The organism is Hansschlegelia zhihuaiae, assembly GCF_004103825.1.
In the GTDB taxonomy this organism is placed as follows: domain Bacteria; phylum Pseudomonadota; class Alphaproteobacteria; order Rhizobiales; family Methylopilaceae; genus Methylopila; species Methylopila zhihuaiae.
In genome coordinates this window covers 46,279-61,625 of record NZ_RYFI01000006.1, presented here as the reverse complement: position 1 = coordinate 61,625, position 15,347 = coordinate 46,279, and the positions used below count along the sequence as shown (strand labels likewise).

General features: G+C 66.1%; 17 protein-coding genes. All 17 read right to left on the bottom strand.

What is annotated here, in order from left to right; genetic code table 11:
- Positions 1–539: nucleoside 2-deoxyribosyltransferase (locus EK403_RS07875; protein WP_128777075.1), on the bottom strand; the 539-nt coding region annotated here is incomplete at its 3' end.
- Between the two features lie 18 nt (positions 540–557).
- A complete protein-coding gene (locus EK403_RS07870; RefSeq protein WP_128776956.1) occupies positions 558–938 on the bottom strand; it encodes a tautomerase family protein in 381 nt (126 codons plus the stop codon).
- Positions 938–1,324 carry a hypothetical protein gene (locus tag EK403_RS22285; protein ID WP_164919535.1) on the bottom strand — a complete coding sequence of 129 codons (387 nt, stop codon included), beginning with the start codon at positions 1,322–1,324 and terminating at the stop codon, positions 938–940. The genes EK403_RS07870 and EK403_RS22285 overlap by 1 nt, the downstream gene beginning before the upstream one ends.
- Positions 1,325–1,352: 28 nt before the next feature.
- Positions 1,353–2,714, bottom strand: a complete 1,362-nt coding sequence (locus tag EK403_RS07865; protein ID WP_128776955.1) for a pyruvate dehydrogenase complex dihydrolipoamide acetyltransferase — start codon at positions 2,712–2,714, stop codon at positions 1,353–1,355.
- A gap of 4 nt (positions 2,715–2,718) precedes the next feature.
- Positions 2,719–3,315, bottom strand: a complete 597-nt coding sequence (locus tag EK403_RS07860; RefSeq protein WP_128776954.1) for a Uma2 family endonuclease — start codon at positions 3,313–3,315, stop codon at positions 2,719–2,721.
- A 4-nt stretch (positions 3,316–3,319) separates the two neighbouring features.
- On the bottom strand, positions 3,320–3,487 hold the full coding sequence (locus EK403_RS22280; RefSeq protein ID WP_164919534.1) for a hypothetical protein: 168 nt from the start codon (positions 3,485–3,487) through the stop codon (positions 3,320–3,322).
- A gap of 9 nt (positions 3,488–3,496) precedes the next feature.
- Entirely contained in the window at positions 3,497–3,790 is a 294-nt protein-coding gene (locus EK403_RS07855; RefSeq protein ID WP_164919533.1) for a DUF5076 domain-containing protein, read from the bottom strand.
- Complete coding sequence (locus tag EK403_RS07850; protein WP_128776952.1) at positions 3,787–5,211, bottom strand: pyruvate dehydrogenase complex E1 component subunit beta; 1,425 nt, start codon at positions 5,209–5,211, stop codon at positions 3,787–3,789. The genes EK403_RS07855 and EK403_RS07850 overlap by 4 nt, the downstream gene beginning before the upstream one ends.
- A 65-nt stretch (positions 5,212–5,276) precedes the next feature.
- Positions 5,277–6,371, bottom strand: coding sequence for a pyruvate dehydrogenase (acetyl-transferring) E1 component subunit alpha (gene pdhA / locus EK403_RS07845; protein WP_164919532.1), 1,095 nt, complete (start codon positions 6,369–6,371; stop codon positions 5,277–5,279).
- Between the two features lie 187 nt (positions 6,372–6,558).
- The gene (locus tag EK403_RS07840) at positions 6,559–6,873 is read right to left on the bottom strand and encodes an FtsB family cell division protein (protein ID WP_128776951.1); all 315 of its coding nucleotides are present in this window, start codon (positions 6,871–6,873) and stop codon (positions 6,559–6,561) included.
- Positions 6,874–6,910: 37 nt separating this feature from the next.
- Positions 6,911–8,737 (bottom strand): potassium/proton antiporter, encoded by a 1,827-nt coding sequence (locus EK403_RS07835; RefSeq protein WP_128776950.1) that lies wholly within the window; start codon positions 8,735–8,737, stop codon positions 6,911–6,913.
- A 140-nt stretch (positions 8,738–8,877) separates the two neighbouring features.
- Entirely contained in the window at positions 8,878–9,807 is a 930-nt protein-coding gene (era, locus tag EK403_RS07830; RefSeq protein ID WP_128776949.1) for a GTPase Era, read from the bottom strand.
- Positions 9,800–10,504: a ribonuclease III gene (rnc, locus tag EK403_RS07825; protein WP_128776948.1), complete on the bottom strand. Its 705-nt coding sequence runs from the start codon at positions 10,502–10,504 to the stop codon at positions 9,800–9,802. Before rnc ends, era begins: the two co-directional genes overlap by 8 nt.
- A gap of 13 nt (positions 10,505–10,517) precedes the next feature.
- A complete protein-coding gene (lepB, locus tag EK403_RS07820) occupies positions 10,518–11,282 on the bottom strand; it encodes a signal peptidase I (RefSeq protein ID WP_128776947.1) in 765 nt (254 codons plus the stop codon).
- 1,267 nt (positions 11,283–12,549) lie between these two features.
- A complete protein-coding gene (locus EK403_RS07815; RefSeq protein WP_128776946.1) occupies positions 12,550–13,170 on the bottom strand; it encodes a hypothetical protein in 621 nt (206 codons plus the stop codon).
- Between the two features lie 144 nt (positions 13,171–13,314).
- Positions 13,315–14,298 (bottom strand): IS1595 family transposase, encoded by a 984-nt coding sequence (locus tag EK403_RS07810; protein WP_128776945.1) that lies wholly within the window; start codon positions 14,296–14,298, stop codon positions 13,315–13,317.
- Positions 14,299–14,571: 273 nt separating this feature from the next.
- Positions 14,572–15,333, bottom strand: a complete 762-nt coding sequence (locus EK403_RS07805) for an N-acyl homoserine lactonase family protein (RefSeq protein ID WP_128776944.1) — start codon at positions 15,331–15,333, stop codon at positions 14,572–14,574.
- Positions 15,334–15,347: the final 14 nt, after the last annotated feature.

Sequence of the window (15,347 nt, the reverse complement as noted above, 5' to 3'; positions counted from 1 at the left end):
CCGGGGAGCCGGGAGGCCGCGGCGAGGCAGGCCTCGAATGGATCGGCGGCGTCGGCCGCCGTGTGGAGCGAGCCGCCGGAGGCCATGATTGCCTCGATCAGCATCAGATTGTCGTGGAGGTCGAAATCCTCGACCACGAGCCCGTCAAAATGAAGCGACCGGCCATCGGCGAGAACGACCAGCGCCTCCCTGCCGACGCCGTCCGTCATGCGCTCGAACAGCGGGAGCGCGTGCTCGGAGTAGCCGAACACCGGCTTGCCGAGCGCGAACATGAAACCGAGTTCGAAGGCGGTCCCGGGATCGGCGCTCGGGCTGCGGAATGGGGTGAGGTTGGCGATCACGACGTCGGCCGCGCGCATCATCGCGATATTTCCGGCGAAGATTGCAGGAGAGACCGCGCCGGGAGCGAACCCTTCGAGCGCCTGGTCGAACGGATAGAGCGGCTCGATCCCGTAGGCCCGGCACGCCGCCTTCTTGCGCGCCCCGATCGCCGCGGCGTCCGCGCGGAATACGTCCGGCCCGGCGAGATAGGCTTTCATGAGCGCGAGCCGGTCGCGTCACGCATATTGCGCCACGCCGTCGCCGAAGGACCAGTTCTCCTTCTTCACCTCGACGAGGTTGATCAGGACGTTGTTGGGCTTCACGCCGGCGGCCTTCTCGAAACGCCCGACGATCGCCTTGTAGAGCGCCTTCTTCTGGTCGAGCGTGCGGCCTTCATTGGCGGTGATCTGGACGATCACGAGGTCGTCGTCATGGGCCACGTCGAGATAGCTCGCGGCGTAGACGAAGCCCGCCCGGTCGTGCTCGTGCAGCACGACGAACTTGTCGTTCTCGGGAATGCCGAAGGCCTCGCGCAGCGCCTCATAGGCGGCCTCGCACATGGCGTGCTTGTGGGCCTCGTTGCGGCCTTTCAGGAGCGAGATGCGGACGAGGGGCATCAGCCTGCCTCCTCGTCGCTTGGCGCGTCACCTCGCAACTGCATGTTATTATTACGTGGCGACGTAGGCCAAACAAATTGAAACAAACCCACCGCCAACATGGGAGTCATTATTTCCATGACATTGCCCGTCTTATCGAGACGATACAATACACTATAGAACAAAAAGCAAAATATCGACGTTATGAGCAGCCTTACTAACAAATTATCGACGATCGCCACTATCAGAAGTGCAAAGCAAATACAAAGTGGTGCAAACATAATCAACCAAAGCGCGAGAAATCCAAACTCCGTTTCTAAGTCAAGCCGAAAACCACCGTCTGAAGCGCTGTATCCAGCCACCAGTACGGCAACAAGTAACAATACAGCGGCAATTTTTCGCATCATGTCACATGTATATCAAGAACAAACAATATTATACAAGCATCCCCATCGGTTTCTCGATCAAACGCTTCACGACCGAAATCAGCGTGGCGCCGAGCGCGCCGTCGACGGCGCGGTGGTCGCAGGAGAGCGTGAGGCTCATCACGGTCGCGATCTTGATCTCGCCGCCCTTCACCACCGCGCGCTTCTCGCCGCCGCCGACCGCGAGGATCGTCGAATGCGGCGGGTTGATCACCGCCGTGAAGTCCTTGACGCCGAACATGCCGAGGTTCGAGACCGCCGTAGTGCCGCCCTGATACTCCTCGGGCTTCAGCTTCCGGTCCTTGGCTCGGGCGGCGAAGTCCTTCATCTCCTTCGCGATCGCCGACAGCGTCTTGGTCTCGACGGCCCTTATGATCGGCGTGATCAGGCCGTTGCCGGGCAGCGCGACCGCGACGCCGACGTCCGCATGCTTGTGGCGGAGCATCGCGCCCTCGGTCCAGGTCACGTTGGCGTCCGGCACCTGGGCGAGCGCGACGCCGAGCGCCTTGATCACCATGTCGTTGACCGAGACCTTCCAGGCAGGCTTGCCGTCCTGCTCAGGCGCCGAGGCGTTGATCTCTCCGCGGAGCTTCAGCAGGTCGTCGATCTCGCAGTCGACCGTGACGTAGAACTGCGGGACGGTCTGGCGGGCCTCGGTGAGGCGCCGCGCGATCGTCTTGCGCATGCCGTCATGCGGGACTTCCTCGAACGAGCCTTCGGGGAACAGCTTCTTGGTCGCCTCGTCCGCCGGCGCAGGCGGCGCCTTGGCGGCAGGCGCTCCATCGGGAGCCTTCGCGGCCGGCGCGGGCTTGGCGCCGCCCGAGGCCTTTGCCTGCTCGACGTCGGCCTTGATCACCCGGCCATGCGGACCGGAGCCCTGGATGGCGCCGATTTCGATGCCGGCCTCCTTGGCGAGGCGGCGGGCGAGCGGCGAGGCAAAGACGCGCGATCCCTTGTCATGGCCGTTCGCGGCGGGCTTCGGCGCGGGCTCCGATTTCGGCGCCTCGTCGTGCCTGGCCTCGCTCGGCCGCGGCGCGGACGCCTCGGTCTTCGGCGCTTCGGACTTGGCCGGCTCAGGCGCGGTCTTCGGCGACGGCTTTGGCGCGGCGTCGAGCGCGGACTTGTCCTCGCCCTCCTCCAGCAGGATCGCGATCAGCTCGTTGACGGGAACGTCGGACGTGCCTTCCGCCACCACGATCTTGCCGACCGTCCCCTCGTCGACTGCCTCGACCTCCATCGTGGCCTTGTCGGTCTCGATCTCTGCGATGACGTCGCCGGACTTCACCGCGTCGCCTTCCTTCACGAGCCACTTTGCGAGGTTGCCCTTCTCCATGGTGGGCGACAGCGCGGGCATCAGGATGTTGGTGGGCATCGTCTCAGGCCTCTTCGGAAGGCTTCTGGGAGGGCGTGTCGAACGGAAACAACGCGTCCATCGGAAAACCGACGGCGTCGAAAGGCGCGACGCGCACCTCGTCGCCCATTTCGAACGTCGCTTGGAGCAGCCATCGGCCCGCGGCCAAAGCAAACGCTTCGAGAATGCGCGCCGAGGGATCAAGCAGCCAGAGAAAGCCGACCCCGGCCTCCGCATAGATCCGGCGCTTCGACCCACGGTCGAGCCGCTCTGTCGATGGCGATAGAATCTCGCAAACCCAGTCGGGCGGCGTTTCGATATAGGTCGTCTGAGGTTCGGCAGGCAGTCGCTCGCGTCGCCACCCTGCAAAATCGGGCACCACGACATCGAGACCAAGATGGAGTTCCGGCTCGGGCAGAAACAACCAGCCTCCGGGCCCGCCTCGCCCGCGACCATAAGGGCCGGTGAGTTCGTAACCGAGTTCGTTCGCCGCCCCGCCATGGCTGGGCCGCGGCCGCGGATGCGTCTCCAGCCGGCCGTCGATGATCTCCGCCACGAGATGCGGCGGGACCGCCTCGAGATCGGCGTAGGTCGCCTTTCGAATGGCCGGGTCGGCGGTCACGCGGTCAGCGCCTCATGAAACGCTCGAGGACCTTGCGGATCACGTGATGCGCCGCCCGGTGCTGGGCCTCGCGCATCGAGGTCGGCGGCAGGCGGCGGGGGCCGGTCCCGGTCTGCGCATGGCGGCGGCGGAGGAATTCATTCGCGACGGTCTTGATGATGCGGCCGATCATGGAGCTCTCCTACTGGATGGCGCTCGTCGTCCCGACGTCGGTCGCGCCGTCCCATTCCGCGTCGAGCGCCGACTTTATGGCGGCGAGTGCGGCGTCCTGCGAACAGACGCCCTCGGTGTCGAAGATGCGGGAGACGTGCCGGGCGACGTCGGTCAGCAGCACGCCCCAAACCGCCGGATCGTCGAAGCCGCGCTGCAGCGAGACGTGCAGCCCGTTGTCGACGATCCAGGCTCGCAGCACCTCGGCCGCCTGGTCCGCCTCGTGCGCGGCGAACGGGATGGCGAGTTCGGCGGGCTTCGTCACCGGTAGCACACCGCCTTGGCCGCCTCGACCACCTCGGCGACGCTCGGCAGGGCGAGCTTCTCGAGATTGGCCGCGTAGGGCATCGGCACGTCCTTGCCCGAGACGCGCGTCACCGGCGCGTCGAGCCAGTCGAAGGCGTGCTCCATGACGCGCGCCGCGATCTCGGCGCCGACGCCGGACTGCGCCCAGCCCTCCTCGACCGTGACGATCCGCCCGGTCTTCTTGACTGACTCGACGATCGTCTCGGTGTCCATCGGGCGGATCGTGCGCAGGTCGATGACCTCGGCCTCAATGCCCTCCTCGGCGAGCTTCTCTGCGGCCTTGAGCGCGTAGGTCATGCCGATCGACCAGGCGACGATCGTGACATGCTCGCCCGGCCGCGCGATCTTGGCCTTGCCGATCGGAACCACGTAGTCGTCGAGCTTCGGCACCGGGAACGACTGTCCGTAGAGGATCTCGTTCTCGAGGAAGATCACCGTGTTCTCGTCGCGGATCGCGGATTTCAGCAGCCCCTTGGCGTCGGCCGCGGTGTAGGGCGCGATAACGGTCAGGCCCGGCACGTTCGAATACCAGGAGGCGTAGTCCTGGCTGTGCTGCGCCGCGACGCGCGCCGCCGCGCCGTTCGCCCCGCGGAACACGATCGAACAGCCCATCTGGCCGCCGGACATGTAGAGCGTCTTGGCGGCCGAATTGATGATCTGGTCGATCGCCTGCATGGCGAAATTGAACGTCATGAACTCGACGATCGGTTTCAAACCCGCAAGGGCAGCCCCTACTCCCACACCTGCGAACCCGTGCTCGGTGATCGGCGTGTCGACCACCCGCTCTTTGCCGAACTCGTCGAGCAGGCCCTGGCTCACCTTATAGGCGCCCTGATATTCGGCGACCTCCTCGCCCATCAGGAACACCCGGTCGTCGGCGCGCATCTCCTCGGCCATCGCGTCGCGCAGCGCCTCGCGCACCGTCTGCGACACCATCTCCGTGCCTTCCGGCACGTCCGGCTCCGGCAGCGCCTTCGGCTGGGGCGGATTGGCGGCGGCGGAGCCGGTCGCCTTGGCCTCGGCCGGCGACTGCTTGCCGACGTCGTCCTTGGCCGCCTTTTCGGGCGTGGCGGGCTTGGCCGCGGGCTCCTTGCCGGGCTTTTCTCCGGCGCCGTTGCTCAGCGCGGACTTGTCCTCGCCGTCGCCCAGGATGAGCGCGATCGGCGTGTTGACCTTGACGTCGTCAGCGCCCTCTTCGACCAGGATCTTTCCGAGCGTGCCCTCGTCGACCGCCTCGACTTCCATGGTCGCCTTGTCGGTCTCGATCTCGGCGATCACGTCGCCCGACGTGACGCTGTCGCCCTCCTTCTTGAGCCATTTGGCGAGCTTGCCCGCCTCCATGGTCGGCGAAAGCGCCGGCATGAGGACTTCGATCGGCATGGGGGGACGTCCCTCTGGTTCAGTCTTCTTGCCCGGCGCCCTTCGGCGTCCGCTTTATTTCCGAGTCAGCGCAGGATGTCGGTCCACAGCTCCGACGGATCGGGCTCCGGATCGTTGGTCGCGAATTCGGCGGCGGCGTTGACGAGGTCGCGGACGTCCTTGTCCGCCGCCTTGAGCTCGTCCTCGCTCGCCCAACCCTTCTCGATCAGGCGTTTCCTCACCTGCTCGATCGGGTCGTGGGTCTCGCGCATCTTCTGGACCTCCTCCTTGGACCGGTATTTCGCCGGGTCCGACATGGAGTGGCCGCGATAGCGGTAGGTGATCATCTCGAGGATATAGGGCCCCTTGCCCTCGCGGGCGTGCTTGACGGCCCGGTCGCCGGCGGCCTTGACCGCGCGCACGTCCATGCCGTCGACCTGTTCGCCCGGAATGTCGAAGCTCGCGCCTCGCTGGCTGAGATTGGTGGTCGACGAAGCGCGCTCGAGCGACGTCCCCATGCCGTATTTGTTGTTCTCGACGACGTAGACCACGGGCAGCTTCCAGAGCTTCGCCATGTTGAAGCTCTCGTAGACCTGGCCCTGGTTCGAGGCGCCGTCGCCGAAATAGGCGAGCGCGACCTTGCCGTTCTTGCGGTATTTGTTGGCGAAGGCGAGGCCGGTGCCGAGCGAGACCTGGGCGCCGACGATGCCGTGGCCGCCATAGAAGTTCTTCTCGACGCTGAACATGTGCATCGAGCCGCCCTTGCCCTTGGAATAGCCGCCGCGGCGCCCGGTGAGCTCGGCCATCACGCCTTTCGGGTCCATCTCGCAGGCGAGCATGTGGCCGTGGTCGCGGTAGCCGGTGATCACCTGGTCGCCCTGCTCGAGCGCCATCTGCATGCCGATCACCACGGCTTCCTGCCCGATATAGAGGTGGCAGAAGCCGCCGATGAGCCCCATGCCGTAGAGCTGTCCGGCCTTCTCCTCGAAACGGCGGATCAGCAGCATCTCGCGATGCGCGTGGAGCTCCTGCTCCTTGGAGAAGTCGAGCGCGCCATTCGCGGACTTGGCCGCTCCCGAACCGCTTCGCGCGCCCGACGGGCTCGCGCGTTTGCCGGCGGCGCGGCCGGATGATTTCGGCGCGGCGTTAGACAGCGCGGACTTTGCGGCAGTGCTGGCCATGGCGTCCCCTGATCGCTTCCCGTCTTCTTTTCACCCAAGCTAACGCGGCGCCCACCCGAAGGCGAGACGCCAAGCCGTGAACTCGAGAGCTTGAGCTTGGACGAGCGATGACCAGAAGCCTAGACGAAGGTCGAAGCGCGGCTCAAGCCGCGTCCGACGCATGACGGGCGCCGCGCGCCCGCAGGGCTCAGTCGCTCTGGAGGAGGACCCGGTCCGCCGGGCTGACCCAGCCGAGATCGGAGCGCGCCTGCTCGTCGAGCAGGTCCGGATCCAGTCGCTCGGCGCTCAGCAGGTCGATGCGGTGCTCGATGCCGGCGCGCTCGGCCTTGATGGCGGCGAGCCGCGATTCGAGCTGGGCGATCTCCGTCTCCATGGAGCGGCTCGCGACCAGCCCATGGTCGCCCACATAGGCCTGCTGGCCGAAATAGGCCACGGCCCCGCCTGCGACGAGCCAGAGCGTGACCTGAGCGGCGGCCATGCGCCATTTGGTGCGGACGATCATGGCGCGAAGCTTGGGACCCGCATGGTTTCCGAACCGTTTACGAGGCCGGAAGCCGGGACTTGATCGCGTCGACGATGCGCTTGACCGGCGCGCGGCCCGACGGCGCGGACGCGGCCGGTTGCTCCAGCGCGACCGAGCGCTCGTCGTCGAGGTCGCCCTCGTCCTCGAGTCTCAGGCCGGCCCGAAGCACCCTGCCCTCGTCGACGCCGCGCACGATGAGCGTGGCAGGGCCGAAGCCGAGCGTGTCGCCGACCGCCGGCTCGTGCTCGAAGCGGTTGTCGAACAGCTCGGCCACCGTGAGCCCAGCGTCCTCGGGCGCGACCGCGAGCCCGTAGAGCTCGGAGAGTTGGGCCAGCGCCGTCTCGCCGCGCAGCGGGAACTCGCCGAGCGACGGGCGCGCGCGGCCCGCCTCGGTGGACGCGAACAGGCCGTCGAGCTCCGCGACCCTCTCCGTGGCGGTGAGGAAGTAGCCGTAGTCGCCGGGCTTCAGCGAGCCGGCCTGCAGCGGGTCGAGAATCGCACCCTCGCGCATCACGAAGACCGGCTTCACCCATTTCGGGATCGAATCGCGGTTGAGGATCGGGCAGTGCGGCGTGACCAGATAGCCGACCATCTCATGCGAGAGCTGTCCGGGCAGGTCGATCTCGACGCGCTGAACGCTGCGCGTCGTCTGGCGGACGGCGAGCTGCAGCCGCTTGGCGAGCGGCGCCACGGTCCAGCCCTGCACGATGAGCGAGACGATCACCACCACGAAGGCGACGTTGAAATAGACGTCGGCGTTCGGCGCCTGGGCGAGCGTCGGAATGGCGGCGAGGAAAATCGACACCGCGCCGCGCAGCCCGACCCAGCCGACGAAGGCGGTCTCCCGGCGCGAGAAGCCGAACGGATAGAGGCAGAGCGCGACCGCCACGGGACGCGCGACGAAGATCAGCATGAGCGCGATCGCGAGCGCCGGCAGGATGGTGGGTCCCATCGTGGACGGCGTCACCAGCAGGCCGAGCACGATGAACATCACGATCTGGCAAAGCCAGGTGACCGTGTCGTGGAACGTGATGATCGAGGGCAGCGCTCGCACCTGCCGGTTGCCCACCACGATTCCCGCGAGGTAGACGGCGAGGAAGCCGGAGCCGTGCAGCGCGCCCGACAGGGCGTAGAGCGCGACGACGAACGCCACCGCGAACAGCGGGTGAAGGCCTGACGGCAGCTCCACCCGGTTCAGCACGAAGGCGAGCGCGAAGCCTCCCGCGACGCCGGCCGCGGCGCCGATCAGCGCCTCCTGGAGGAAGTGCCCGACGATCGCGCCGGCCGACTCGCCGCCGGTCGCGGTGAGCACCCCGACCAGCAGCACTGTCAGGAACACGGCGACCGGGTCGTTGGTGCTCGACTCCATCTCGATCGTGACGCCGACTCGCCGCTGCAACTGGAGGCCGCTCGCGCGGATCAGGAAGAACACCGCGGCCGCGTCGGTCGACGCGATGGTCGCGCCGATCAGCAGCCCCTCGAGCCAGGTCAGCCCGAGCGTCCAGGCGGCGAAGATCCCGATCAGGCCCGCGGTCGCGAGCACGCCTGCGGTGGCGAGCGTCACCGCCGGCCACAACGCTCCGGCGAGGTGAGAGACGCGCGTCCGCAGTCCGCCGTCGAACAGGATGATGGCGAGCGCGATCGAACCGATCAGATAGGTGACGCGGTAATTGTCGAAGGCGACGCCGCCGGGGCCGTCCTCGCCGGTCAGCATGCCGATCACGAGGAAGACGAGGAGCAGCGGGGCGCCGAATCGCGAGGCCACTAGCGAGGACAGGATGCCGACCAGCATCAGCGCCGCGCCGAACAGCAGGATCGCGTTGACGACGGCGATATTTTCCATGTCCGCCCGACAGACCCCCACGACGGCGCGGACGCGCCCGGCGCCGTCGGGCGTGCTCCGAGCGCCGAAGCCTCAGAAAGGAAGGCTTTGAATTTCACGGAGAAATGGCGCGATATCAAGGCGGCGTGACGCGCCCGTGATCAACTCCGCGGAAACTCCAGCCCCATCTCGCGATAGCGCTCGGGATCGTCGCCCCAGTTCTCGCGGACCTTCACGAACAGGAAGAGATGCACGGTCGCCTCGGCGATCTCGGAGATCTCCTTGCGGGCCTCGGTCGAGATCGCCTTCACGGTCTGGCCGCCCTTGCCGATCACGATCCGCTTCTGGCTCTCGCGCTCGACATAGATGGTCTGCTCGACCCTGACCGAACCATCGGCGCGCGCCTCCCATTTCTCGGTCTCGACCGTGGAGGCGTAAGGAAGCTCGTCGTGCAGCCGGGCGAACAGCTTTTCGCGCGTGATCTCGGCCGCGAGCGCGCGCATCGGCAGGTCGGAGACGTCGTCGGCCGGGTAGAGCCAGGGGCCGAGCGGCATCTCGTCGGCGAGCCAGGCCGGGATGTCCGAGACGCCGTCGCCGGTCTTGGCCGAGACCATGAAGATGCGGTCGAAAGACACGCGGGCGGCCGCCTCCTGCGCCATGCCGAGCAGCTTTTCCCGCGCGACCGAATCGATCTTGTTCAGAATCAGCAGCTTGCGGCGCGGGGTTTCGGCGAGCTTGTCGAGGATCGCGAGATTGTCGTCGTCGAGCCCCTTCTTGGCGTCGATGAGCAGCGCGATCACGTCGGCGTCGGCCGCGCCGCCCCACGCTGTCGAGACCATGGCGCGGTCGAGCCGGCGCTTCGGCGCGAAGATGCCGGGCGTGTCGACGAACACGATCTGCGCGCCGTCGTGGATCAGCAGCCCCCTGATCAACGCCCGCGTGGTCTGGACCTTGTGGCTGACGATCGAGACCTTCACCCCGACGAGACGGTTCACCAGCGTCGACTTGCCGGCGTTCGGCGCCCCGACGAGCGCGACGAAGCCGCAGCGCGTCACGCCCTCATAGCCGGTCTCGGCTGGTTCCTCAGGCAATGTTGACCACCCCTTCGCGCGCGAGCAGGGCCTCGGCCGCCGCCTGTTCGGCGGCGCGCTTCGAACGGCCGCCGCCCTGCGCCTCCTCGACTCCTTCGACCATCACGGCGACCCGGAACTGCGGATTGTGGTCGGGTCCGGAGCGGGCGACCTCGCGATAGACCGGCGCCGCGAGGCCGCGTCCCTGCGCCCATTCCTGGAGCTCGGTCTTGGGGTCGCGGAGCGGCCGTTTCGGCGCAAGCAGCCGCTCGCCCCAGAACCGCTCGACCAGCGCGGCCGCAGCCGCGTAGCCGCCGTCGAGATGGGTCGCGCCGATCACCGCCTCGCAGACGTCCGACAGGATCGCGGCCTTTCGACGGCCGCCCGAGCCAGCCTCCCCCGCGCCGAGCCGGATATAGGGCCCGAGCTCCATCGCCTCCGCGACCTCGGCGCAGGTCTCGGCGCGCACGAGCTCGGCGAGCCGGCGCGACAGTTCGCCCTCGTCGGCCGTCGGATAGGCTCCGATCAGCATGTCGGCGACCGCAAGGCCGAGCACGCGGTCGCCCAGGAATTCGAGCCGCTGGTAGCTGCCGAGCCGGCCCTCCTTGGAGCGCGCCGCGGTGATATGGGTGAGCGCCCGTTCGAGCAGCGTCCTGTCCGCGAAGACGTGGCCGAGCCGCGCCTCGAGCGCGCCATCCGCCGACGCCCGGCGCTTCATGCCGCTCCGGCCGTCATTCGAGGACCGTCCCGATCCGCGACCAGCGCACCGTCCAGGGCCATTTCCAGAACGCCCAGGCGGCCTCGCCGCGCTCGACGGAAAAGAACAGCAGCTCGGCGCGTCCGACGAGGTTCTCCATCGGCACGTAGCCGACCGCCGACTGGACGCGGCTGTCGGTCGAGTTGTCGCGGTTGTCGCCCATCATGAAGAGATGCCCCGGGGGCACCTCGTAGACCGGCGTGTTGTCGAGGAAGCCTGAGCGGTCCATGTCCAGGACCTCGTATTTGACGCCGTTGTCGAGCGTCTCCTCGTAGCGCGGGATGTGGCGGGCCGCCCCGCCTTCGCCGTCGATATAGTCGTTCGGCAGCCTGACCTTCGGCACCGCCCGCTCGTTGATGTGCAGCACGCCGTCGATCATCTGGATGCGGTCGCCCGGCAGCCCGATCACGCGCTTGATGTAGTCGGTCCAGCCGTCGCCCGGCACCCAGACCTTGAACACCGCGATGTCGCCGCGCTTCGGCACGCCCTCGAAGAGGCGGCCCTTGAAGATCGGCGGGCTGAAGGGCAGCGAATGGTGGCTGTAGCCGTACGAGAACTTGTTGACGAACAGATAGTCGCCGACCAGTAGCGTGTCCTCCATCGAGCCCGACGGGATGTTGAAGGGCTGGAAGATCAGCGTGCGGATGACGACGGCGATCAGCAGCGCCTGCGCGCAGATCTTGACGACCTCGGCGAAGCCGCCTTCCGACGCGTCCTTCTTTTCGGTCGTCACGCTCATGTCCGTCCTGTCCGGGGCGCCGCGCCGCGTCATAAGGGCGGCGACGCGTGATAGCCCCGCCCGCGCCCGGTGGCAAACGACGCGCCGCCCTTCTCCTCTCCCGCGAGGGAAGAGAGGTCCCGTCGCCGATGTCCCGGCCCTGGGCCCGGACCCATTCGACTCGGTCCTGCGCCGAAAGACCCTCGTCGCACAGCGCTCTCCACGCCGGCGCCGGTCCCGCAGGATGGGTCCCGGCCCAGGCCGGGACATGCGTGGAGCGTTCGCCGGGGAGCGTCGCCGACCGTCCTGCAACGCAGGGCGCGCCCCTCCCTGCCCCGCGGCAGCGGGGAGGATGGACCCGAGCGCAGCGAGGGCCGGGAGGGGGCTTGGGGCGTGCAGCGCACGCCGACCGAAGAGCTCCATCCTGCCCGATCCCCACCCGGCGGGGCGGCGCCCGTCCTCCCTCCCCTTTGAAAGGGGAGGGAGAGGCGCGCCTCCTCGTCCGCCGGCCCGGATCAGCCGCCGTCGCCTCAGCTCCGCGATGGTCACGCACTCACATCAGTGGAAGGCGCAGGGCGCCGGGCCACCACATGCCGCAGTCTGTTCGGCGATCCGGTCGCCCGACGCCCCGCGCGCGGCGTCTTTTCACCGGCCGCTCAGCCGCTGCTCCGGCGCGGACGTCGCTCCCGGTCGGGAGACGACGCCCGCCCTTAAGGCGCCTCGATGGCGCGGCCCCGTCATAATGCGGGACGGGCGGCGTTCAGAGCGACAAGACCCGAAGACGGGGCGTTCGCGCCTCGCCTCAGACCTGCCGCCCCAGCGGCCGGCGTCCCGGGACCGCGGGCTCCGGGGCTCGCGGGCGCAGGCGCCGCCCCTCCCCCGCATGGCCGGCCGGTCCGGACACGCCTTCCGAAACGGGAAAGGGTGACGAAATGGGAGCATGGATAAAAGCGGATGTCAAGGAATTAATTCCTAATTATGTAGCTGACATAGCCAAAATCGTGATAGCCTTCCTTCTTAAGGCTCCGGGAGACATTGGAAACTTTGGAGGATTGCTAGATGACGATGAACGGAGAGGTTGATCTGCATCGTGGGACGCTTGTCGTCGCCGAGTATTCCCCTCGCAGGCTAGACGATCTGAAGCCGAGCGTTCGCAGGTGCATTGGGCGGATTGGCCGATTTGAAGCGCTTTGGCAGATTGAAGACGGCTATGACTACGCTGGGGATTGGGCGATGATGTTGCCGCCTGACTGGCGCACAGACGCCGTATGGACGCCGCTAGGCGATCTTAGGATTTTAGCTGCTCGTATAACGGACGGACACCATTCAACGTAACGGAGGTAATGGCGATCATGCTTATTAAAGGGTATGGCTGACCGTTGAAAGTTCCCTGTCGTGCAGTTTCATGTATAACTTGATGTACAAGTTCTCCAACTCGTGGCTTACCTTGATGCGTACCTCCTCCAACGTTTGACACGTATGTTATAAGCTCTCGCACGGTTATCCTGGTTCCGCGGAGGCTGAAAATCATGTCAGACAGAAATTCATCTAAACCCACTAGGCGTGAAGGCAATCCAGGTTCCGGAACGATCTTATGAAACCAATAGACGATGTCGCCTTCAGCTATCATCCTTGATTCAAGTTCTTTGGTTGACACGGCACCGATAATCTCAAATTTTGGTTTAAATTGGTGTTTGCGGGCAAGCTTATGAAGCAGTGGGTCCTTGTCAATCAACAGCTTTCTTAAACGAGTTGAGCAGGTTAAAAGACCATCCACTGTAGGGTTATCGAGAACTAAGGACATAGCTTCAAAATCCAAAAGGAAAATGTGTTCATCAGGGAACATTGCCATGACCAAAAACGAGAAAAATACATCCGATCTTAGTGATATTTCAAAACGCAGAGACAACGCTCTTAGACGCGCTCTTTCAACCCCGCCGAAGCCTATACGGGAGTCGGGGGAGTCGAAAGAGCAAAAGTCGAAGCTAGCGGAACCTAAATCAGGCTCTTAGGGTGGCGCTTTCGCCAGTAGGCAACGGCCCTCGCTTTCTGTTTAGGCGTGACCGGCATTTTCAAATTGGTTGTACGTAAGGCGCTTGCCTGACGCGCCTCTAATGGCGTCGTCAGTGCGCTCGCGGTCGCTGATCTTCAGGGCGGTGCGTCGGTTGTACCGGAAATCAAACTCGGCGAGGTAGCGGTGCAGGTGAGCCTCGCCGCAGTGCTGATAGACGCCAACCATGCCGCGCTTGAACACAGAGAATACGTTCTCGATCGTGTTGGAGTGAACGATAGCTTCGGCATCGCGGCGGACGTACTCGCCAGCCGAGTGCTTCACGGTGCGGTGCCCGTTGAACTCTTTGCCGGTGATCGTGTAAAGGCGGCTTTCATCGGTATGGAGCACCGAAGCGCGGTCGACGTTGCGGACCAGAACCTCGCGCACGGTGTCCCTTGTGGCGTGATTGATGTGGACCATGCGGGTGCGCCCACCGCGCTCGACGAGTCCGATCACGACGCGCTTCTGAGCGCCGCCAGCCTTGCCGCTCTTGGTCGGCGTAGCGATGCGACCACGCGACAGCTTAGCAGGCGTCTCGCGCTTGCCGATGTAGGTTTCGTCCGCCTCGACGATTTTGCCTTCGCCACCGAGCGGCCCTGACGACGCAACGTCTTCCTTCATGGCCTCGCGGATGCGGTGCGCCATGAACCAAGCCGTCTTGTAGGTGACGCCGAGCATGCGGTGAAGCTGATGGGCCGACATACCCTTCTTCGAAGCGGCCATTAGGTGAAAGCCGAGAACCCACTTCGCGAGCGGAACCTTCGAACGCTCCATGACGGTGCCGACAGTCACCGTGAAGTGCTGGCGACAGGCGTTGCACTGGAACAGACCCGGTCGGTGCGACTTGCCCTGGAGCTTGTGAATGCTGGTCTCGTCCGCGTTGCCGCAATGAGGGCAATACAGGCCGTTCTCCCAGCGGATCGCCTCAAGGTGCTCGCGCGCCTTGTCGTTGTCGTGAAAAATTGGGTCGGTCAAAGTGGACATCGGCTAACTCCTAGAGCCTCTTATAGCTCAGGTGCTCAGCTATGTCACGTATATAATTAGGAATTAATTCCTTGCACGCGAGCCCGTCAACTCGTAGCCATGCGGCCGCGGCGTTCTAGGTCCGCCCTCTCCACCGCTGCGCCGTCCCCCTCTCCGCTTCGCAGGGGAGGAGCGCTGCGCCGACCGTCCCGGATCCTCCTCCGTGGCGGCGGCGGAAAGGAGCCATGCGCGATGGCGCCAGGCCGGCGTCAAGCGCCCCCCGCCGGTCGGAGCTCAGGCGTAATACGCCGCGCCCGTGCGCAGGGCCCTCCATTGCGCGTCGTCGTGACCGCAGACGACCGTCGCGCCGGCCTGAGCGAGGCGCGCGATCTCGTCGATCGAGGCGAGGCAGTCGTCGACGTCGACGGTGTTCGTCGGCGCGTAGCGGCGCGCAAGGCAGGCGGAGACCGGCGCGGCGTCGGACGCCAGCACGAACAGGCCGTCCCGGTCGAGCGCGACGCAGGCGGCGATCGATCCCGGCGTATGGCCCGGGACCGGAATCAGCGTGACGCGGCCGTCGCCGAAGACGTCGTGCTGGCCCTCGATCGTGACGGGTGGCGCGCCGACGTCCCAGTCGTTGCGATGATAGCCCATCGCGACGGCGTCCGAGGCGCGTGCGGCGGCGAGCTCGCGCGCGTGGCAGATGACGGTCGCGCGCGGAAAGAACGCGTTGCAGCCGCAATGGTCGAAATGGAGGTGGGAGCAGACGACGACGTCGACGTCTCCAGCGGACAGGCCGGCGACGTCGAGCTGCCCGACGACCGCTGACGCCGGTTCGAAGATCGGCTCGCAATATTTCGCCGCCGCGCCCCACCGCGCCTCGGCGTCCACGGACGCGTCCGGATGACAGCCGGTGTCGAACAGAACGACGCCCTGGCGGTGCTTGATCAGCCCGCAGACGACCGGCATCTCGAGGGTCTCGTCGGCGGCGGCGTCGAGATAATAGACGTCGCGGCGCATGCGCAGCCGCCCGCCCGACAGGAGATGCAGCCTCACGGTCGGATCTTTCG